General features: G+C 74.7%; 18 protein-coding genes. 15 read left to right on the forward strand and 3 right to left on the reverse strand.

What is annotated here, in order from left to right:
• Positions 1–187 precede the first annotated feature (187 nt).
• From ACULK2_RS17140 to ACULK2_RS17180, 9 genes are all read left to right on the forward strand, one after another.
• Entirely contained in the window at positions 188–1,957 is a 1,770-nt protein-coding gene (locus ACULK2_RS17140) for a nitrite/sulfite reductase (RefSeq protein ID WP_445967927.1), read from the forward strand.
• Positions 1,954–2,721 (forward strand): phosphoadenylyl-sulfate reductase, encoded by a 768-nt coding sequence (locus ACULK2_RS17145; RefSeq protein WP_445967926.1) that lies wholly within the window; start codon positions 1,954–1,956, stop codon positions 2,719–2,721. The genes ACULK2_RS17140 and ACULK2_RS17145 overlap by 4 nt, the downstream gene beginning before the upstream one ends.
• A complete protein-coding gene (cysD, locus tag ACULK2_RS17150; protein ID WP_445967925.1) occupies positions 2,718–3,650 on the forward strand; it encodes a sulfate adenylyltransferase subunit CysD in 933 nt (310 codons plus the stop codon). Before ACULK2_RS17145 ends, cysD begins: the two co-directional genes overlap by 4 nt.
• Entirely contained in the window at positions 3,650–4,987 is a 1,338-nt protein-coding gene (locus tag ACULK2_RS17155) for a sulfate adenylyltransferase subunit 1 (protein ID WP_445967924.1), read from the forward strand. The genes cysD and ACULK2_RS17155 overlap by 1 nt, the downstream gene beginning before the upstream one ends.
• Positions 4,984–6,090 (forward strand): ABC transporter substrate-binding protein, encoded by a 1,107-nt coding sequence (locus ACULK2_RS17160; protein ID WP_445967923.1) that lies wholly within the window; start codon positions 4,984–4,986, stop codon positions 6,088–6,090. The genes ACULK2_RS17155 and ACULK2_RS17160 overlap by 4 nt, the downstream gene beginning before the upstream one ends.
• Positions 6,087–6,836: an ABC transporter ATP-binding protein gene (locus ACULK2_RS17165; protein WP_445967922.1), complete on the forward strand. Its 750-nt coding sequence runs from the start codon at positions 6,087–6,089 to the stop codon at positions 6,834–6,836. The genes ACULK2_RS17160 and ACULK2_RS17165 overlap by 4 nt, the downstream gene beginning before the upstream one ends.
• A 67-nt stretch (positions 6,837–6,903) precedes the next feature.
• Positions 6,904–7,875, forward strand: coding sequence for an ABC transporter permease (locus ACULK2_RS17170; RefSeq protein ID WP_445968218.1), 972 nt, complete (start codon positions 6,904–6,906; stop codon positions 7,873–7,875).
• Positions 7,872–8,717 carry a uroporphyrinogen-III C-methyltransferase gene (gene cobA / locus ACULK2_RS17175; protein ID WP_445967921.1) on the forward strand — a complete coding sequence of 282 codons (846 nt, stop codon included), beginning with the start codon at positions 7,872–7,874 and terminating at the stop codon, positions 8,715–8,717. The genes ACULK2_RS17170 and cobA overlap by 4 nt, the downstream gene beginning before the upstream one ends.
• 60 nt (positions 8,718–8,777) lie before the next feature.
• Positions 8,778–10,202, forward strand: a complete 1,425-nt coding sequence (locus tag ACULK2_RS17180) for an FAD-dependent oxidoreductase (RefSeq protein WP_445967920.1) — start codon at positions 8,778–8,780, stop codon at positions 10,200–10,202.
• A gap of 225 nt (positions 10,203–10,427) precedes the next feature.
• On the opposite strand, the gene ACULK2_RS17185 is transcribed toward ACULK2_RS17180, so the two are convergent.
• Complete coding sequence (locus ACULK2_RS17185) at positions 10,428–11,099, reverse strand: TetR/AcrR family transcriptional regulator (protein WP_445967919.1); 672 nt, start codon at positions 11,097–11,099, stop codon at positions 10,428–10,430.
• 72 nt (positions 11,100–11,171) lie between these two features.
• Here ACULK2_RS17185 and ACULK2_RS17190 point away from each other — a divergent pair, with 72 nt between their 5' ends.
• Entirely contained in the window at positions 11,172–12,143 is a 972-nt protein-coding gene (locus ACULK2_RS17190) for an alpha/beta fold hydrolase (RefSeq protein WP_445967918.1), read from the forward strand.
• A 340-nt stretch (positions 12,144–12,483) separates the two neighbouring features.
• On the opposite strand, the gene ACULK2_RS17195 is transcribed toward ACULK2_RS17190, so the two are convergent.
• Positions 12,484–13,623, reverse strand: coding sequence for a glycosyltransferase family 4 protein (locus ACULK2_RS17195; RefSeq protein ID WP_445967917.1), 1,140 nt, complete (start codon positions 13,621–13,623; stop codon positions 12,484–12,486).
• Between the two features lie 110 nt (positions 13,624–13,733).
• Positions 13,734–14,486, reverse strand: a complete 753-nt coding sequence (locus ACULK2_RS17200) for an arsenate reductase/protein-tyrosine-phosphatase family protein (RefSeq protein WP_445967916.1) — start codon at positions 14,484–14,486, stop codon at positions 13,734–13,736.
• An 80-nt stretch (positions 14,487–14,566) separates the two neighbouring features.
• Here ACULK2_RS17200 and ACULK2_RS17205 point away from each other — a divergent pair, with 80 nt between their 5' ends.
• The 5 genes from ACULK2_RS17205 to ACULK2_RS17225 are packed head-to-tail and all read left to right on the forward strand — an operon-like array spanning position 14,567 to position 21,195.
• Entirely contained in the window at positions 14,567–16,639 is a 2,073-nt protein-coding gene (locus tag ACULK2_RS17205; RefSeq protein WP_445967915.1) for a glycosyltransferase, read from the forward strand.
• On the forward strand, positions 16,636–17,847 hold the full coding sequence (locus ACULK2_RS17210; protein ID WP_445967914.1) for a glycosyltransferase family 4 protein: 1,212 nt from the start codon (positions 16,636–16,638) through the stop codon (positions 17,845–17,847). The genes ACULK2_RS17205 and ACULK2_RS17210 overlap by 4 nt, the downstream gene beginning before the upstream one ends.
• Entirely contained in the window at positions 17,844–19,010 is a 1,167-nt protein-coding gene (locus tag ACULK2_RS17215; protein WP_445967913.1) for a glycosyltransferase family 4 protein, read from the forward strand. The genes ACULK2_RS17210 and ACULK2_RS17215 overlap by 4 nt, the downstream gene beginning before the upstream one ends.
• Positions 19,007–20,065: a glycosyltransferase family 4 protein gene (locus ACULK2_RS17220; RefSeq protein ID WP_445967912.1), complete on the forward strand. Its 1,059-nt coding sequence runs from the start codon at positions 19,007–19,009 to the stop codon at positions 20,063–20,065. Before ACULK2_RS17215 ends, ACULK2_RS17220 begins: the two co-directional genes overlap by 4 nt.
• Entirely contained in the window at positions 20,062–21,195 is a 1,134-nt protein-coding gene (locus ACULK2_RS17225) for a glycosyltransferase (RefSeq protein WP_445967911.1), read from the forward strand. The genes ACULK2_RS17220 and ACULK2_RS17225 overlap by 4 nt, the downstream gene beginning before the upstream one ends.
• The last annotated feature ends 3 nt before the right edge of the window (positions 21,196–21,198 follow it).

Genomic DNA, 21,198 nt, shown 5'->3' on the forward strand with positions numbered 1-21,198 from the left:
GCGACACCGCGCGGGGACGCCCGGCCGCGGATGCTGCGGCGCCGACGCGTGACGGTCTGCGACGGCATGTGACGCCGTGCGACACGGGGTGACCGAACGTGACGGGGCCGCCTACCGGCATCCGCTCGAGCCTCGTACCGTCGTCAACCACGTGCCCCGAACGGGGCGCGGGACGAGAGGGGGAGCCGTGACGATCGAGACGACGGATGCCGCGACGCGCGGACCGCGCGCCGAGCGCGCCGAGCGTCCCGCGCGCGTCGAGCGCCCGGCACGCGACATCCGCACGCCCCGCCCCTCGGCGAAGCCGAACGGGCAGTGGAAGGTCGACGGCACCGCGCCGCTCAACGCGAACGAGGAGTGGAAGCAGGCCGACGGCGGTCTCGCGGTGCGCGAGCGCATCGAGCGGGTCTACGCCGAGGGCGGCTTCGCCTCGATCGACCCGACCGACCTGCACGGCCGGTTCCGCTGGTGGGGGCTGTACACGCAGCGGAAGCCCGGCATCGACGGCGGCCGTACGGCGACGCTCGAGCCGCACGAGCTCGAGGACGAGTACTTCATGCTGCGCGTCCGCATCGACGGCGGGCAGCTCACGACCGAGCAGCTGCGGGTCATCGGCGGCATCTCGACGGAGTTCGGCCGCGACACGGCCGACCTGACCGACCGTCAGAACGTGCAGCTGCACTGGATCCGCGTCGAGGACGTGCCCGAGATCTGGCGTCGGCTCGAGGCGGTCGGGCTCGGCACCACCGAGGCGTGCGGCGACGTGCCGCGCGTGGTCCTCGGCTCGCCGGTCGCCGGCATCGCCGCCGACGAGCTCATCGACCCGACCCCGCAGATCGACGAGATCACCTCGCGCTTCATCGGCGACGAGTCGCTCGCGAACCTGCCGCGCAAGTTCAAGTCGGCCCTCACCGGGCACCCGTCGCAGGACGTCGTGCACGAGATCAACGACGTCGCGTTCGTCGCGGTCGAGCACCCCTCGCTGGGCGTGGGCTACGACCTGTGGGTCGGCGGCGGGCTCTCGACCGCGCCGCGGCTGGCCGAGCGGCTCGGGGTGTTCGTCGCGCCGCCGCTCGTCGCCGACGTGTGGCACGGCGTCGCGCAGATCTTCCGCGACTACGGCTACCGGCGACTGCGCAACAAGGCGCGGCTGAAGTTCCTGCTCGCCGACTGGGGCGTGGAGAAGTTCCGTCAGGTGCTCGAGACCGAGTACCTCGGCGCGCCCCTGCCCGACGGGCCCGCGGCGCCGACCCCGGCGACGACCGGCGACCACGTCGGCGTGCACCGCCAGAAGGACGGCCGCTTCTACGTGGGCGCCACGCCGATCGTCGGGCGCGTCTCCGGCCCGACGCTCACCAAGCTCGCCGACCTCGTCGAGGCGCACGGGTCGACGCGCCTGCGCACGACCCCGCACCAGAAGGTCGTCGTCCTCGACATCCCCGAGGACCGGGTCGAGTCGCTCATCGCCGGCCTCGACGAGCTCGGGCTCCAGGCACGGCCGAGCCTCATCCGGCGCGGCACGATCGCGTGCACGGGCATCGAGTTCTGCAAGCTCGCGATCGTCGAGACGAAGGCGTTCGCGACCGCCGCGGTGCTCGACCTCGAGGAGCGGCTCGACGCCTTCGACCTGCCGCACCCGATCGCCCTGCACGTCAATGGTTGCCCGAACTCGTGCGCGCGCATCCAGACCGCCGACATCGGCCTCAAGGGCCAGCTCGTCACCATCGACGGCGAGCAGGTGCCCGGCTACCAGGTGCACCTCGGCGGCGGGCTCGCCTCCCAGGACCGCGACGAGGCCGGCCTCGGCCGCACGGTGCGCGGCCTCAAGGTCACCGCCGACGGCATCGCCGACTACGTCGAGCGCGTGGTGACGACGTTCCTCGAGCAGCGCGACGCGGCGGCCGACGAGACGTTCGCCGAGTGGGCGCACCGCGCCGACGAGGAGGCCCTGCGATGAGCGCGCAGAACATCGCGCGCAGCGGTCGAGTCGCGGTCACCGCGGGCGGCCTGCGCTCCGCGGACGAGCTTCGCGCCCTCGCCGAGGCGGGCAACGCGGCGCTCCGGAGCCTGACCGACCACGAGGCATCCCCCGCCGAGGTCGTCGCCTGGGTCGCGGCGCACTTCACGACGGATGCCGCGGCCGTCGCCTGCTCGATGGCGGATGCCGCGCTCCCGCACCTCGTCGCACAGCACCTGCCCGGCGTCGACGTGCTGTTCCTCGACACGGGCTACCACTTCGCCGAGACGCACGTCACCCGCGACGAGGTCGCCCGGCAGCTCGACGTGCGGGTCGTCGACGTCCTGCCCGAGCAGTCCGTCGCCGAGCAGGACGCCGAGTTCGGCGCCGAGCTGTTCGCGCGCGACCCCGGCCTGTGCTGCGCCCGCCGCAAGGTGGAGCCGCTGCAGCGCGCGCTCGGCAGCGGGTACGAGGTGTGGTTCACGGGCGTCCGCCGTGAGGAGGCGCCCACTCGCGCGCTCACCCCGCTCGTCACGTACGACGAGCGGAACGGACTCGTGAAGGTCAATCCCGTCGCGGCATGGACCTTCGACGACCTCCTCGACTACGCCGGCGCGAACCAGGTCCCGGTGAACCTCCTGATGTCGCACGGCTATCCGTCGATCGGCTGCGAGCCGTGCACGCAGCCCGTCGCCGCGGGCGAGGACCCGAGGTCGGGCCGCTGGGCCGGCCTCGCCAAGACGGAATGCGGGTTGCACCTATGACCGACACGAATCTCACCGAGGCCCGCCCCCGTGCGGGTGCGCTCGACGCGCTCGAGGCGCTCGAGGCCGAGGCGATCCACATCATCCGCGAGGTCGTCGCCGAGTTCGAGCGCCCGGTGCTCCTGTTCTCGGGCGGCAAGGACTCCGTCGTGGTGCTGCACCTCGCGACCAAGGCGTTCTGGCCCGGCAAGGTGCCGTTCCCCGTGCTGCACGTCGACACGGGCCACAACTTCCCCGAGGTGCTGCGGTTCCGCGACGAGACCGTCGCGCGACTCGGCATCCGGCTCGAGGTCGCGTCGGTGCAGGACTACCTCGACGACGGCCGCCTCCAGGAGCGCGCGGACGGCACGCGCAATCCGCTGCAGACGCAGCCCCTGCTCGATGCCATCGCGGCCGGGAAGCACGACGCCGTCTTCGGCGGCGCCCGCCGCGACGAGGACAAGGCTCGCGCCAAGGAGCGCATCATCTCGCTGCGCGACGAGTTCGGCCAGTGGGATCCGCGGAACCAGCGCCCCGAGCTCTGGAACCTGTACAACGGCCGGCACACCGTCGGCCAGCACGTGCGCGCGTTCCCGATCTCGAACTGGACCGAGCTCGACGTGTGGCGCTACATCGAGCGCGAGGGCATCTCGCTTCCGCCGCTGTACTTCGCGCACGAGCGCGACGTCTATGCGCGCGACGGCATGTGGCGCGCGGTGAGCGACGTGTCGGCCCCGCGGGAGGGCGAGACGGTCGAGCGTCGCACCGTGCGCTACCGCACCGTCGGCGACCTGAGCTGCACCGGCGCGGTGCTCTCGGACGCCGCGACGCTGCCGGACATCGTGCGCGAGGTCGCGGCATCCACCCTCACCGAGCGCGGCGCGACGCGCGCCGACGACCGCCTCTCGGAGGCGGCGATGGAGGACCGCAAGAAGGACGGATACTTCTGATGAGCACGCTGTTCCGCTTCGCGACCGCGGGCTCGGTCGACGACGGCAAGTCGACGCTCGTCGGCCGACTGCTGCACGACTCGAAGGCGATCCTCGCCGACACGCTCGAGTCCGTCGCCCGGACATCCGCCGAGCGCGGCTTCGGCGGCGAGCCCGGCGCGATCGACTTCGCGCTCCTCACCGACGGGCTTCGCGCCGAGCGCGAGCAGGGCATCACCATCGACGTCGCCTACCGCTACTTCTCGACCGGGCGCCGGTCGTTCATCCTCGCCGACTGCCCGGGCCACGTGCAGTACACGCGCAACATGGTCACCGGCTCGGCCACGGCCGACGCGGTCGTCGTGCTCGTCGACGTGCGCAACGGCGTGCTCGAGCAGACCCGCCGCCACCTCGCGGTCGTGCAGCTGCTCCGCGTGCCGCACGTGATCGTCGCGGTGAACAAGATCGACCTGGTCGGCTACGACCGCGCGGCGTTCGAGGCCGTGGCGACGGATGTCGCGGACATCGCCCGCGAGCTCGGCCTGACCGACGCGCACGTGATCCCGGTGTCGGCGCTCGCCGGCGACAACGTCGTCGAGCGTTCGGCGAACACGCCCTGGTACGACGGACCGAGCCTGCTCGAGCTGCTCGAGGAGCTGTCGACGATCGACGAGCTCGAGACCGACCTCGAAGCGCTGCGCCTGCCCGTGCAGCTCGTGATCCGCCCGCAGGGCGGGCTGTCGCCGGAGCTCGCCTCCGGTGGTCGAGTCGGACCGCAGGACGGCCTCGAGGCTCCGACGGGCGACTTCCGCGACTACCGCGCCTTCGCAGGCCGCATCGAGTCGGGCACGGTCCGGGTCGGCGACCCCGTCGAGGTCTTCCCCGCGGGCGTCACGACCACGGTGGTCGGCATCGATCGCGGCCCGGTCGCGGTCGACGAGGCCTCCGCCCCGCTGTCGGTGTCGCTGCGCCTCGCCGACCCCGTCGACGCCGCGCGCGGCGCGGTGATCGCCGCCGCCGGGTCGCTGCCGGCGCCCCGGCGCGAGCTCGACGCCGACGTGTTCCAGCTCGACGGGCGACCCCTCACCACCGGCGCACGGGTGCTCGTGAAGCACGGCACCACGACCGTGCAGGCGATCGTCACCGACATCCGCGGACGCCTCGACCTCGACACGCTCGCGACCGCGCCCGCCGACTCGCTGGCGACCAACGACATCGGCGTGGTGCGCCTGAAGCTCGCGGGCGGGATCGCCGCACTCCCGTACGCCTCGCACCGCCGGGCGGGCGCGTTCCTCGTCATCCACCCGCAGGACGGCGCGACTCTCGCCGCGGGCATCGTCCTGGAGGCGCCGGCGTGACCCGCCGCGGGCTCGGTGCACAATTCGGCGAACTCGTCGCCGGCGTCGCGGTCGCCGCGGCGATCGTCATCGTGCCCGTGGTGATCGGATCGGTCGGGCGTGCCGCGGCCGACGGGCCCGGCGCGACCGGGGCGACGGATGCCTCGGCCCTCCGCCTCGGCTACTTCGCCAACGTCACCCACCTGCCCGCACTCGTCGGGCTCGAGACCGGCCTCCTCGCCGACGAGCTCGGGGAGACGTCGCTCGAGCCGCAGCCGTTCAACGCCGGCCCGGCCGCCGTCGAGGCGCTGAGCGCCGGGGCGATCGACGCCGCGTACCTGGGCCCGAGTCCCGCGATCAACAGCTACGTGCAGTCCGGCGGCACCTCGCTCCGGATCGTCGCGGGCGCGGTCGGCGGAGGTGCCGCGCTCGTGGTGCGCGACGGCATCGAGGACGTCGACGACCTCCGGGGTGCGACGCTCGCGACGCCGCAGCTCGGCAACACGCAGGACGTCGCGCTCCGCACCTGGCTCGCCGACCACGGCCTCGAGACCTCGCCGACGGGCGACGGCGACGTCGACATCGTGCCGACCGACAATGCCCGCACGCTGCAGCTCTTCCGGACCGGTGCGCTCGACGGCGCGTGGCTCCCCGAACCGTGGGCGTCCCGGCTCGTGCTCGAGGCCGACGCCGAGGTGCTCGTCGACGAGGCCGAGCTCTGGCCCGGCGGGGAGTTCCCGACGACGCTGCTCGTCGTGCGCACGGAGTACCTCGAGGCGCACCCCGACGCGGTCGCGGCGCTCGTGGCCGGCCACGCGGCATCCGTCGCCTTCGTCTCGGCGCACCCCGAGGAGGTGCCCGCCCTCGTGAACGCGAGGCTCGCGGATGACGCCGGCGCGCCGCTGCCCGACGCGGTGCTCGAGCGCGCGCTCGCGCACGTCGCGCCCACCGTCGACCCGTTCGCGGGCACGCTGCCCGTGCTCCAGCGCAACGCGGTCGCTGCGGGAACGGCGGAGGGCGGCGACCTCGCGGGGATCCTCGACCTGCGCGCGCTCGACCGGCTGCGCGCCGACGCCGGGCTCGACCCGATCGACGACGCCGGGCTCGGGGGAGGTGCGCGATGACGACGGCACCCGCCATCCGCCTCACGGGCGTCGGCAAGCGGTACGCGGCCGACGGCCCGGTCGTGCTCGACGGCATCGACCTCTCGGTCGCGCCGGGCGAGTTCGCGTGCCTGCTCGGCGCGTCGGGCTGCGGCAAGTCGACCCTCCTCGGCCTCATCGCGGGGCTCGAGCAGCCGACCACCGGGACCATCGACGTCGACGGCCGTGCGGCCGTGATGTTCCAGGAGGCGTCGCTGCTGCCCTGGCTGAGCGCGCGCCGCAACGTCGAGCTCGCCCTGCGGTTCGGCGACGCCGGTCTCTCCCGCGCCGCGCGCCGCGCGAGGGCGCTCGAGCTGCTCGACCTGGTGCACTTGGCGGATGCCGCGGAGAAGCGGCCGCACGAGCTCTCCGGCGGCATGCGGCAGCGCGTCGCGCTCGCGCGCGCCCTCGCGCAGGACCGGTCGGTGCTGCTCATGGACGAGCCGTTCGCCGCGCTCGATGCGATCACGCGCGACCTGCTGCACGAGGAGCTCGAGCGGGTCTGGCGCGAGACCGGTCGCACGATCGTGTTCGTCACCCACAACGTGCGCGAGGCCGCCCGCCTCGGGCAGCGGGTGCTGCTCATGTCGAGCCGCCCGGGCCGAATCGTCAACGAGTGGCGCATCGCCGACGACGGCCCGCGCCGCATCGAGTCGCCGACCGTGTCCGCGCTGTCGGTCGAGATCACCGAGCACCTGCGAAGGGAGATCCGCCGCAATGCCGCATGACACCGACCTGCTGAACCAGCACGGCGCTCCCGCGCTCGGGCCCGCCCAGCCCAGCTCCCCCGCCGAGATGCCACTTCTGCACCATTCCGCCCCCGAAAACCCGGCACAAGTGGCGACTCGATCGGCGAGCGCGAGCGCAGGGGCGAGCGCGGAGGCGAGCGCCGGCGCGAGCGCGGGGGCGGATGACCTCCGCACGCTGGAGGCCGGGCTCGACCGGCTGCAGACGACCGCCGTCCGCCGCACGCCGTGGTGGCGCCGGGCGATCGACGGGGTGCTGCCGCCCGTGCTGCTCCTCGTCGTGCTCGTCGCCGCGTGGCAGGCGTACACGGTCATCGCCGACCCCCGTCCCGACCTCGCCCCCGGCCCGCTCGACGTCGCCGCCGCCCTCGGCCAGGCCTGGGAGGACGGCCGCCTGCAGCTCGCCGTCGCGACGAGCCTCGAGCGGGGCGTCCTGGGCTTCCTCATCGCGGTCGCGGTCGGCACGCCGCTCGGCCTCCTGCTCGCGGAGTGGGCGCCGCTCCGGCGAGCGCTCGGCCCGCTCGTCTCGGGCCTGCAGGTGCTCCCGTCCGTCGCGTGGGTGCCGGCGGCCATCCTCTGGTTCGGGCTCTCGGATGCCACGGTGTACTTCGTCGTGCTCATGGGCGCGATCCCGTCGATCGTGAACGGGCTCGTCGCGGGCGTCGCACAGGTGCCGCCGCAGCTGCGCCGGGTCGGGACCGTGCTGGGCGCGTCGAGGCTGCAGCTCGCGGCATCCGTCGTGCTGCCGGCCGCACTGCCCGGCTACCTCGCCGGCCTCAAGCAGGGCTGGGCGTTCTCGTGGCGCTCGCTCATGGCCGCCGAGATCATCGCGTTCGGCGGGTCGATCGGGTTCGGCCTCGGCTCGCTGCTGCAGCAGGGTCGCGACCTCGCCGACCTCGCGGCGGTGCTCGGCACCATCCTCGTGATCCTCGCCATCGGCGTCGTGATCGAGCTCATCGTCTTCGCCCCGGTCGAGCGCGGGATGCTGCGCCGCCGCGGACTCACGGGAGGAACCCCATGACCGAGAACACATTCGAGAACGGGCCGACGGATGCCTCGGGGCGCGCCGCGCGAGACGGCGACATCGAGCACGGCCACGTGGCGCTCGTCGGCGCCGGCCCGGGCGACCCGGGCCTCCTGACCATCCGCGGCCTCCGCGCCCTCGAGGCCGCCGACGTCATCGTCGCCGACCGGCTCGGCGCTCGCACAGTGCTCGACGGGCTCGCCGCCGAGGGCGTCGCGCTCACCGCCGAGATCGTCGACGTCGGCAAGCTCCCCGGCCACCACGCCGTGCCGCAGGACGCGATCAACGAGCTGCTCGTCACGCTCGCCCAGGGCGGCAGGCGCGTCGTGCGGCTGAAGGGCGGCGACCCGTACGTGTTCGGCCGCGGCGGCGAGGAGCTCGCCTACTGCCGCGAGCGCGGCGTCGACGTCGAGGTCGTGCCGGGCATCACGAGCGCCGTGTCGGTGCCCGCGATCGCCGGCATCCCGCTCACGCACCGCGGGCTCGCGACGACGTTCACGGTCGTCACCGGGCACGACCAGATCCGGGCCCTCGGCGGCGCGCGCGACCACACGGTCGTGCTGCTCATGGGCGTCGGCACGCTCGCGAACTCGGCGATCACGCTCGCCCGCGGCGAACGCGGCGGCGAATGCCCGGTCGCGATCGTGGAGGATGGGTACGGCCCTCGCCAACGAGTGACGATCGGCACGCTCGACACGATCGCCCACCAGGCGGCGGCGCGGGGCGTGCGGTCGCCCGCGGTCGTGGTGGTCGGCGACGTGGTGCGGCTGAGTCCGTACGCGCCCGCCGAGCTCGCGGCATCCGCGCTCACGGCGCCGCCCGCCATCGACCGACCCTGACCCGACCCCCGCCCTTCCGACTCCTCCGCTCTCCCGCTCCCTTCGAAAGGCCATGCCCTCATGACCCTCTCCCTCCGTGTCGCGATCGTCGGCGCCGGCCCCGCCGGCATCTACGCGGGCAACATCCTGCGCCGCCAGGTCGACGAGGCCGGCGGGCAGGTCGCGATCGACCTGTTCGAGTCGCTGCCCGCGCCGTACGGCCTGATCCGCTACGGCGTCGCGCCCGACCACCCGCGCATCAAGGGCATCGTGAACTCGCTGCACGAGATGCTCGACGAGGGCACGATCCGCCTCATCGGCAACGTCGAGGTCGGGCGGGATGTCTCGGTCGACGAGCTGCGCGAGCGCTACGACGCGGTGATCTTCGCGACCGGCGCCCTGAAGGACGCCCCGCTCGACATCCCGGGCATCGACCTCCCCGGCTCGTACGGCGCGGCCGACCTCGTCGCCTGGTACGACGGCCACCCCGACGTGCCGCGCGACTGGCCGCTCGAGGCGCAGTCCATCGCGGTGATCGGCAACGGCAACGTCGCGCTCGACGTGGCGCGCGTGCTCGCGAAGCACCCGGCCGACCTGCTGTCGACCGACATCCCCGCCAACGTGCACGGGGGCCTCCTCGCGTCGCCCGTGACCGACGTGCACGTCTTCGGCCGGCGCGGCCCGTCGCAGGTGAAGTTCACGCCGATCGAGCTGCGCGAGCTCGGCGAGGTGCCGGGCGTCGACATCGTCGTGTACGACGACGACTTCGTGCGTGCCGAGGGCGACGAGCACGCCGCGCACCTGCTCGCGACGAACAACCAGGTGAAGGTCATGACCCGCACGCTCAACGGATGGCGCACGCCCGCCGACGGGCAGCCGACCGCGTCGCGTCGCCTGCACCTGCACTTCTTCCACTCGCCCGTCGAGGTGCTCGGCTCGTCCGCAGTGGAGGGCGTGCGCTTCGAGCGGACGCGTCCGGTCGGGGACGGCTCGGTCGTCGGCACCGGCGAGTTCGTCGACGTGCCCGTGCAGGCCGTGTACCGCGCGGTCGGGTACGCGAGCTCGCCCGTCGCGGGCGTGCCGTTCGACGAGTCGGCCCGGGTCATCCCGAACGACGGCGGCCGGGTGACGGATGGCGCGGGCGCGCCGGTCGCCGGCCTCTACGCCACGGGCTGGATCAAGCGCGGCCCCGTCGGACTCATCGGCCACACCAAGGGCGACGCGCTCGAGACCGTCACGAACCTCGTCGCGGATGCCTCGGCCGGCGTCCTCGCGGCACCCGGCGTCGCACCGACGGTCGATGCGGCCGACGGCGACGAGGTGCTCGAGCTGCTCGAGGCCCGCGGCATCCGGTACACGACCTGGGCCGGATGGCTCGCGCTCGACGCGCACGAGCGCTCGCTGGGCGAGGCGTTCGAGGGCCCGGTCGCGCGCGAGCGCGTGAAGGTCGTGCCGCGCGACGAGCAGGTCGAGCGGTCGCGCGACGGCGCGCTCATCGCCGGCTGAGCCCGGTCCGGTCCGCCGCGACCCATCCCATCCCGTCTGTTCGCAGGAGATCCCGCGACCGGCAGGACCGAATCCGAACGTCCGTCCTGCACATCGGGGATTCTCCGGTGAAACGGCGCAGCCCCCGCCGCCGCGGCCCCGTCGCGACTCGCTCGGCGCCGGGCGACACGGTTTCGTTCGGCTTCGTGGTGGACGGCGGCGGAATCGGGCCGGCTCGCGGCGCGCTCAGACGTCGGAGACGGAGGCGAACGCGTCGACCGCGGCCGGGTCGGCTCCTGCGGCACGGAGGCGGGCGGCGATGCCGCGACGGGCCCGGGCGTAGGAGGCGTTCGTGCCCCGCATGACCGAGTCGCGGTTGGCGAGGTCGAGCAGGGCCGTGAACTCGAACGCGAGCTGCGCGGGGTCCTCGAGGCCGGGCAGCTCGCCGAGCGAGCGCGCATGGGCGAGGGATGCGGCGACGTAGCCGCTCCAATCGGCGAGCGCGCGGTCGATGGCGTCGCGCACCGGGCCCGGCTTGGCGTCGAAGTCGGCGGACGCCTCGGCGAAGAAGCATCCGCCGGGGAACACCCGGTCGCGCGAGTACGCGATCCAGCGGTCGGCCAGCGCGAGGACGCGGCCGAGCCCGCGCGGCAGTTCGCGTGCGGGTGCGATGACGCTCTCGACGAACCGCACGCGCGCGGCCTCGACGGTCGCGAGCTGGAGGCGCTCCTTGCTGCCGAACAGCGTGGCGACGCCGCTCTTCGAGACCGACGCGGCCTCGGCGATGCGGCCGATCGAGAGCTGGTCGAGCCCCTCGACCGAGGCGAGGTCGACGGCGGCGGCGAGCACCTGCCGACGCGACGCATCACCCCTGACGCGCCGGCCGTCGATCACTCCGGTCGGACTCTCTGCGCTCACGCTCTCGATTTTACGCACGAACGTTCGTATACTCAACGCACGACCGTTCGTATTCATTGATCGGAGTCAGTCGTGACCACCATCGCCGAGGCCGCCACCACGGCCGCCCTCACGAGCCGCGTCGCCGCCGTCCGCGCCGCCGAACTCGTCTCCCCCGAGGCATCCGCCGCCCTCGCCCTGCCGCTCTTCATGCGCGTCGGCGCTCGACTGCCCGTCCGACCGGCCGACCGCGCGGTGCACGACGCGGCACGGCGTTCCGTCATCCGCGTGCGCGGGCGCGAGCTCGCGACGTACGAATGGGGCACGGGGCCCGACACGATCCTGCTGGTGCACGGATGGCGCGGCCGCGCCTCGCAGTTCGCACCGATCGTGCGCGAGCTGCGCGCCGAGGGGTTCCGCATGGTGGCCTTCGAGGCACCCGCCAACGGCGAATCGGCCGGTCGGCGCACCGACATCCGTGACTGGCTCGCCGCGATCCACGCACTGCAGGCCCGCGAGGGGCGGTTCCACACGATCGTCGGACACTCGTTCGGCGCGATGGCCGGGCACGCCGCCATCCGCGACGGCGTCGCCGCCGGTGCGCTCGTCGCCGTCGCCGGGCCCTCCCGCGCGCGGTTCCTGGTCGACGCGTTCTCGGCGCGAGTCGGCATCGGTCGGACGACCGCCGATGCCCTCGCCGCGCGCTTCGCTCGGCGCATCCTGCCCGACGTCGCCGAGCCGTGGTCGCGGTTCGACGGGGCGACGAGCCCGTTGCCCGAGCGGATGCCGCTGCTCGTCGTGCACGACCGCGGCGACCGCGAGGTGCCGGCGAGCGAGGGCGTCCGCCTCCACGACGCGCACGGCGCACGGTCGCGGCTCGTCCTCACCGAGGGCGCCGGTCACAACCGCGTGCTCGGGGCCGACCCCACGCTCGATGCGATCACGGCATTCGTCACCGGCGGGCTCGACGGCGTCGACCGGCTCGGGCTCGGCGAGGTGACCGACGCGGCGTCGCTCGCCGCCGAGTCCGCCCCCGGCCGTTCGACCCCGGCCTCCGCCGCCTGAGGCGACCCCCGGCGGTCTTCCCAGCCCCGGGCGTGCTCGCCTCGCTGAGAACGCGCTGCTCGTCCAGCTCGGCCGGTGCTCCCAACGGGCCCGCACGGGCGCCGACGTATTCGACCCATCGCCGGAAGAAGCCGTCCCCTCTGCGACCGCCCGTCACGAGATCCCGGACCTGAGGACGGGTCGCGGTTCGTTCCAGGGAGAAAGGTATCCCGCGGATACCTTTCTCCCACCGTCGAGCAGGGGAACGACGTCACCCGGTCCGAGCGGGTGCAGCGCAGCGACCGCACGAACCGGGCCGGTACGGCGCGGCAACCGCACGAACCGGGCACGGTCGCGGCGATCAGTCCCGCGCGGCGATCACGCGCTCGTAGACCGCGAGGTGCGCCCGCGCCACGGCGAGGTCGTCGAGCAGCCCCGGGGTCGCGGCCGCGGCCGCGGAGAGGCGGGCGCGCAGGTCGGGTTCGGCGTCGAGCCGGCGCAGCGCCGCCGCGAGCGCGTCGACATCCCGCGGCGGTGCGAGCAGGCCGTTGACGCCGTCGGCGATCCATTCGGCCGGCCCGGCCTCGCCTGCGGCGACGACCGCACGGCCCGCGGCGAGGTACTGCAGCACGTTCTGGCCGAGCGGCTCGGGGCGCGTCGAGTACTGCACCGCAACGTCCCACCCGTCGAGGAGCCGCTGCACGTCGTCGACGTGCCCGAGCAGGTCGACCCGGTCGGCGATGCCCAGTTCGCCGGCACGGCGCCGCAGCGCGGCGAGGTGGTCGTCGTGCCCGAACGGCGCGCCTCCGGCGAACTGCAGGCGGATGTCGCGGCCCGGGAAGGCGCGGGCGAACGCCTCGAGCAGCTCGGCCTGCCCCTTCCACGGGTCGATGCGGGCGAGCATCCCGACGGTCCGCAGCGGAGCGTTCGCACGCTCGAGGAGCGCGGCGCCGACGACGAGCCCCGACGCGCTCGGCACGACCTCCGCGACGGCGTCGGGCCGCAGGTACGGGCGCGCCGAGTCGAGCGTCGCGCGCGAGTTCGCGATCACGCCGTCGGCGCGAGGCAGCACGACCCGGGTCATGAGCGCGTGCCCGGCGCCGCCCAGCGCCCCGGGGTCGACGAGGTCGCGCAGGTGCACGACGAAGCGGGCCCGCGAGAGGCGAGCGGCGAGCGCGCCGTACGCGGCGGCCCGGGCGGTGTTCGCGTCCACGAGGTCGGCGCTGCGGAACGCCGCGGACGCACGGACGGCGAGCGCCTGCACCGCCAGCCGCGCACCGAACCCCACGGCCGCACGCGGCCCTCCGGAGCTGGCCCCTGCGGGCTGATGGATGCCGACGACCCGTCGGCGCACGCGCGCCGGCAGGTCCGCCCACACGTTCGCTCCCGGTCCGAGGGGCGGCGTCTGCACGACCGCGGCCCATGCGGGGTCAGCCTCGAGCATGCGGATCAGCGCGAGCTCCGCCCCGCCCGTGGCGGCGGTGTGGTCGAGGTGGAGCACGCGGAGCCTGCGGCCGACGCCGCTTCGCGGCCCATCGGACTCGACGGGCGACGACGTCGGGACGCCGCCTGACGGCCGGCTGTCAGAACGGCGCTCCGACCCCGGTGCGCTCACGTCTCCCGCCCGCCGAACCACCGACGCCACGAGCCGGATCGCCTCGATTCCCGGCCATCGGCCGAACCGCCGCCCGCACCGTGGGCTGGACCGCCCGAGCGCGACCCGAGCCCCTCGAACGAGAACGACTCCGCGTCCGCGGCCGTGCCGAGCACCGAGTCGGCCTCGGCCCGCGGCATCCCGAACAGCGCGACGGCGAGCGACGCGAGCGGCGGCACCTCCTCGCGCGCCATCGCGCGGTACGCCTCGTCGTCGCGCCCCTGGGGGTCGGTGATGTCGCCGTCGTCGCCCGCGCCGAGCTCGCGGCGGCTGCCGAACCGTGCGACGCGTTCGCGCAGTTCCTCGACCGTGGCGGGCGCGGGCGCGGGCCCGATGCCGGTCGCGATGGCGCCCGCCTCGCGGATCGTGAAGGTCGACCGCAGCATCGACGGCACCATGCCGAGCACCGCGTCGCGATGCGCGACATCCGCCGTCAGCACCAGGTCGGCCGACCGGATGGCCGCCTCGTCGATCTGCGCCGCGCGGTGCGCGACCCCGTCGGCGCCGAACCGCTCGGCGATCGCGAGCGAGCGTCGTCGCATGGGCCGCCCGACGGGAGCCGCCGTGCCCGCGCTAATGACGACGACGCGCGCCGCGGCATCCGCCGGCAGGTACCGCTCGACCCAGGTGCGCAGGAGTGCTGCCGCGAGCGCCGAGCGATTGAGGTTGCCCGTGCACACGACGAGCACGCGGAACTCGTCGGAATCCATGCGCGATCACCCCCGGCTCGCCACGACCCGGGCGCGGGGCCCCGGATAAGGTTTCTGAAAAGGATTCTAGAGGGGGTGCGGTGCGCGTACTCAGGGTCTCGCACAGCGCCGTCGTCGACGAGTGGCGCGGGCGCGAACGCGCACTCGCCGCGCTCGGCGTCGACGTGTCCCTGTGGTGCGCCCGGCGATGGCACGCCGGCGGGGCGCCCGTGACGCTGCACTCCCGCCCCGACGAGCACGTCTTCGGCGTGCGCACGCTCGGGCGGCACCCGGCGCTGTTCGTCTACGACCCCGTCCCGCTGTGGCGCGCGCTCGGCGAGCGGTGGGACGTCATCGACCTCCACGAGGAGCCGTTCGCGCTCGCGACCGCCGAGATCCTGCTCCTGCGAGCGCTGCGCGTCGCGTCGCGCCGCACGCCCGTCGTGCTCTACACCGCGCAGAACCTGCGGAAGCGCTACCCGGTCCCGTTCCGCTGGTTCGAGCGCCGGGCGCTGCGCGCCGCGTCGGGCATCTCGGCGTGCAACACCGAGGCCGCGCGCATCGCCGAGGCGAAGGGCTTCGCGGGGCGTGCGCGCGTGATCCCGCTGGGCGTCGACCTCGAGACGTTCCGGCCGGCGGGTGGCACGGGCGTGTCGGATGGCGCAGACGCCACGGGTGGCGCGCCGGCGCCGGGCGCCGTGGCGACGGCGGCGACGACGGATGGCGCCGGGCCGATCACCGTCGGCTTCATCGGGCGTCTCGTGCCCGAGAAGGGCATCCTGCTGCTGCTCGACGCGCTGGCGCGCGAGCCGCGCCTGCTTCTCCGCGTCGTCGGCACCGGTCCGCTCGGCGAGGAGCTTCCGGCGCGTGCGCTCGCGGCGGGCATCGGCGACCGCGTCGAGCTCGTCGGCGCGGTCGACCCGGGCGCGATCCCCGAGGTCCTGCGCTCGTTCGACGTGCTCGCCGTGCCGTCCCTGCCGACGCCGTCATGGACGGAGCAGTTCGGCCGCGTCGCCGTCGAGGCGATGGCGTGCGGGGTCCCGGTCGTCGCGAGCGACGCGGGCGCGCTGCCCGACGTGGTCGGCGGTGCGGGCATCGTCGTGCCGACGGGCGACTCGGCCGCACTCGCCGAGGCGCTCGTCGAGGCATCCGGGCCGCGTGCGGGCGAACTCCGCGCGGCGGGCCTCACCCGAGCGGAAGAGTGCAGCTGGGGCGCGGTGGGCCGCGACTACCTCGACCTGTACCGTTCGATCGTGCACGCGCCATCCGCAGCCCCGGAGCCCACGGCGACGCTCGAGGTCATCGTCGTCGCCTACGGCTCCCCCGACCTGCTGCGTCGCGCGCTCGAGCCCGTCGCGGGGCTGCCGGTCACGGTCGTCGACAACTCGTCGCTGGCGTCGATCCGCGAGCTGTGCGACGAGGTCGGCGTGCGCTACCTCGACCCCGGCCGCAACGGCGGCTTCGCCGCGGGCGTGAACCACGGCCTCGCGCACCGCATCGCGCCGGGCTCCGACGTGCTGCTGCTGAATCCCGACGCCGAGATCCCGGCCGACGACGTCGCGCGGCTGCACGAGGCGCTGCGCGCCCGCGCCGACCTCGCGAGCGTCGGCCCGGCCCAGGTCGACGAGCAGGGCCGCGAGGCACGCGTCGAGTGGTGGCTGCCGTCGCCGACGGGCACGTGGCTCGAGGCGCTCGGACTCGCGCGGCTCCGCCGCGACCCGTCGTACGTGATCGGCTCGGTCATGCTCCTGCGCGCCGAGGCGCTCGAGCAGGTCGGCTGGTTCGACGAGCGCTTCTTCCTCTACGCCGAGGAGGCCGACTGGGCGTATCGGGCGTATCGGTTCGGGTGGCGGCACGACGTCGTGCCGGAGGCCCGGGCGGTGCACACGGGCGCCGGCACCGGCGGCGACCCGCGCCGGCGCGAGGCGCACTTCCACGCGTCGCAGGAGCGGTTCCTGCGCAAGCACTTCGGCGCGGCCGGATGGCAGGTCGCCCGCGTCGGCCAGTGGCTCGGGTCGATGACCCGCGCCGTGGTGCTCCCCGGCGAGCGCGGCCGCGCCGCGAGGCGACGGGCGGCGATCACGCGGCTCGGCCCGGTGCGGGTCGAGGCGCGGTTCCGCGAGGCGGACGGACAGCACGCCCGGAACGAGATGCCTGCGGAGGCGACGACATGACCCGAATCGTGCAGATCGTCCCGTTCATCGGCCCCGGCACGGGGGTCGCCGGTGTCGCGTGGCACCTGGAGGAGGAGCTCCGCGCGCTCGGCGCGACGGTCGAGCGGTTCACCTTCGACTCCGCTCGTCGGCATCGGCCGATGCGCTGGCCGCGGAACTCGATCCTCGCCCGCATCCGCGGCGGCTGGCGCATGATCTGGTTCAGCACCGTGGGCACGCGTCGCGCGAAGCGGTTCCTCGCCGAGCGCCCCGACGCGATCTCGATCTGCCACAACAACGTCGTCGCGGGCGACGTGTACGTCAACCACGGCGTGCTCCTCGCGTCCATGCGGGCGCGCGGGCGCAACTGGTGGCACACCTACCGCAACCCGGTGCACCTCTTCATCTACGCGCGCGACCGCGTCCGCTATCGCGGCCATGCCCACCGCGTCGCGGTGTGCCTCTCCGAGGGCGACGCCGCCGACCTGCGCGCGACCTACGGGCCCATCGGCCCGCGGATCGAGGTGATCCCGAACGGGGTCGACCTCGACCGGTTCCGGCCGCCGACATCCGCGGAGCGCGCCGCCGCCCGGGCGGAGTTCGGGCTCGGCGATCAGGAGCGGGTCGGCGTCTTCGTGGGGCACGAGTTCTCGCGCAAGGGCCTCTCGTTCGCCATTCGGGGCCTCGTGCACGCGCCGAGCACGCTGCTCATGGTGATCGGCGGCAACGACGACATCATCGCCGAGTCGCACGCCGAGGCGATCGAGCACGGCGTCGGCGACCGCGTGCTCTTCCTCGGGCCGCGCAGCAACCTGCCGCGCCACCTCGCCGCGTGCGACTACTTCGTCTTCCCGAGCGCGTACGAGGCGAATGCGCTCGTCGTGCTCGAGGCGCTCGCGAGCGGGCTGCCCGTCATCGCGACGCCCGTCGGCTTCGCGCCCGAGATCATCAGGGACGGCGAGAACGGCTACCTGGTCGATCGCGACGCCGAGGCGGTCGGCGCTCGGATGGAGGAACTCGCGACCCTCGGCGACGACGCGTTCGCGGCGCTCGGCCGCGCTGCGCGCGCGTCGGCCGAGACCTACGGATGGCGCGAGGTGGCCCGCCGCTACCTGGCCCTCGTCCAGCAGCTGCAGGCGGAGCGCGTCGGCGGCGGCCCCGCCGACCCGGCCGCGCCCTCGAGCACGCGCGAGGCCGACGGCGCACCCACCGACCGGGCGACCGGATGACCCGGATCGTGCAGATCGCCCCGTCGATCGAGCCCGGCAGCGGCGTCGCGGGCGTGGCGTTCGCCCTCGAGCAGGAGTTCCGCGCGGCGGGCGTGCCGGTCGAGCGCTTCACGGCCGCCGAGGCCGGGCGCACCCTCGACCGACCGCATCGCACGACGCTCGGCCTGCACGTCGCCCGCGCGGGCAACGTGGTCTGGTTCAGCACCGTGGGCACACGACGGGCGAGGCGGTACCTCGCCGAGCGGCCCGACGCGATCTCGTTCACCCACAACGACGTGATGGCCGGAGACGTCTACGTCAACCACGGCCTGCTGCAGGCGGCGATGCGCGCACGCGGCAACTACGCGTGGCGGATGGTGCGCAATCCGGTGCACCTCTTCACCGCGGTCCGCGACCGCGTCCGCTATCGCGGGCGCACGCATCGCGCCGTCGTCGCGCTGACCGGCGGGGAGGCGCGGCTGCTCACCGAGGTGTACGGGCGCGTGCGGCCGCCCGTCACGGTCATCCCGAACGGCGTCGACATCGAGCGGTTCAGCCCGGGGGATGCCGCGGGGCGGGCCGGCGTGCGCCACGAGCTCGGGATCGCCGAGGACGTGACCGTCGCGGTCTTCATCGGTCACGAGTTCGAGCGGAAGGGCCTGCACCTCGCCATCGAGGCGCTGGACCGCGCGACCGGCGTCGTGCTGCTCGTGGTCGGCGGCACGGCCGACATGATCCGGAGGGCGGGCGCGCAGACCCGCCGTGCGGGCGTCGCCGATCGCGTGGTGTTCGCGGGCGAGCGCCCGGACCCGGTCCCGCTGCTCCGCGCGTCCGACGTGCTCGTCCTGCCGAGCGCGTACGAGGCGAACGCCCTCGTCGTGCTGGAGGCGCTCGCGTGCGGCGTGCCGGTCGTCTCGACGCGGGTGGGATTCGCGCCGGACATCGTGGTCGACGGCGAGAACGGCTTCCTCGTCGAGCGGAACGCCGCCGCGATCGGCGCACGCCTGGCCGAGCTCGACGCGCTCGATGCGGAGTCGCGCCTCGCCTGGCGCACGCGGGCGCGCCGCACGGCGGAGCGGCACTCCTGGCGCGAGGTCGCGGCACGCTACCTCGCGCTCGCCCGCGAGCTCGAGGCGCAGCGCACGCCGGACCGTCCGGCCGGAGCCGCCGAGGAGGCCACGTGACCGCGACGCTCCGCATCGCGCACGCCATCCGCTCCGACGGCTTCTCGGGCGTCGAGCAGTTCGTGCTGCGCCTCGCCCGGACCCAGGCGGCCGATGGGCACGCGGTGCACGTGATCGGCGGCGACCCGCCGCGCATGCGCCCGGGTCTCGACGACCTCGGCGTCGCGCACACGCCCGCGGCACGCACGGTCGAGGTGCTCCGCGCCGTGCGCGAGCTCGCCGATCGGGTCGACGTCGTCAACACGCACATGACGGCGGCGGATGTCGCGACCGTCGCCGCACTCGCGACGCGTCGCCGGGCCCGCCGGCCCGCGGTCGTCGCCACGTGCCACTTCGCACGGCCACGGGGGCGCGTCGGTCCGGTGCCGATCGACGCGCTCGTGCGCGGACGCATCGACGCGCAGATCGCGATCTCGTCGGCGGTCGCGGCCGCGGTCGACGGCCCGAGCACGGTCGTGCACACGGGCATCGACCCGCGGCCGGCGGGCGACCCGGCCGCCCGCGAGCGCACGGTGCTCGTCGCCCAGCGCCTGCAGCCCGAGAAGCGCACCGACGTCGCAGTGCGCGCGTTCGCGGCATCCGGTCTCGCCGCCGACGGCTGGACGCTCGACGTCGCCGGGATCGGCCCGGAACGGGAGCCGCTCGAGCGGCTCGTCGCGGAGCTCGGCATCGCGCCATCCGTCCGCTTCAGCGGGTACCGCACCGACCTGCCCGACCTGCTCGCGCGCGCCGGGATGCTCATCGCGCCGTGCCCCGTCGAGGGTCTCGGGCTGACGCTCCTCGAGGCGATGGCGTCGGCGTTGCCGCCCGTCGCGGCGGATGCGGCGGGCCACGTCGAGGTGCTCGCGGGCCTCGACGAGCGGTCGCGGTTCGCTCCGGGCGATGCGGATGCCGCGGGCGCGCGCCTCCGCTCCCTCGCCGCCGATCCCGGGGCGCGAGCCGCCCTCGGGGCCGCGGCGCGCGCACGCCAGCAGTCGCACTTCTCGCTCCGCGCGCAGGCCGACGGGACGGACGCCGTCTACCGATCCGCGATCCGTCGGGAGGTGGCGCGGTGACCGACCTCGTCGTGCTGTCGCTCGAACGCTGGGACCAGGTGTGGCGGCGCAACCAGCACCTCGTCGCGGGGCTCCTGCGCACCGACCCTGCGCTGCGCGTGCTGTTCGTCGAGCCCGCCGCCGACCCCGTGCACGACCTCGCGTCGCGCCGGCGGCCCGGCTTCGGCGAGGGCCTCGCGGAGGTCGGCGATCCCGCCCCCGGCAGGCTGTGGACCTACCGACCGACGAAGTGGCTTCCCCGCCGCCTCGACGCACGCGCCGATGAACGTCTCGCCGCGGGCGTCGCGCGCGCCGCCGGATCGCTCGGGATGCGGCATCCGCTGCTCTGGATCAACGACCCGGGCGCCGTCGAGCTCGCCGAGCGCACGGGATGGCCGACGCTCTACGACATCACCGACGACTGGCTCGCGGCCGACCGCTCCGAGAGCGAGCGAGCGCGGGCCGCCTCGACCGAGGCCCGGCTCCTCGGCGTCGCCCGGGAGGTCGTCGTCTGCTCGCCCGAGCTCGCGCGCCGCAAGGGGTCGGCGCGGCCGGTCACGCTCATCCCGAACGCGGTGGACGCCGCCGCCTACCGGCGGCCGGTGGCACGCCCGGCCGACCTCCCGGCGGGGCGCATCGCGCTCTACCTCGGCACGGCGCATCCCGACCGCGTCGACGTCGACCTCTGCGAGTCGACCGCCCGCGCCGTCGCGGCGGTCGGTGGCACGCTCGTGCTGGTCGGCCCGAACCTGCTCGGCGGCGATGCCACGACACGGCTCGCCGCGGTCGGCGCGGTACTGCTCGGCCCGCGCCCCAGCACCGACGTGATCGGCTACCTCCAGCACGCCGACGTGCTCGTAGTGCCGCACGTCGTGACCTCGTTCACCGACAGCCTCGATCCGATCAAGCTCTACGAGTACCAGGCCGTGGGCCGGCCGGTGATCTCGACGCCGGTCGCGGGCTTCCGTGACGCCGCGGATCCGCGCATCACGGTCGCCCACCCGGACGCGTTCCCGTCCGCGGTCGCGGCGGCGCTTCCCGGCGCGCTCCCGTTCCCGCACGGCGCCGACGGCCCGACCAGTGACTGGAACGAGCGGGTCGCGGCGATGGGCACCGTCCTCGCGCGGCTCTCCCCGCGCGGCACCGCCTGAACC

The organism is Agromyces molybdatiresistens (assembly GCF_052748445.2).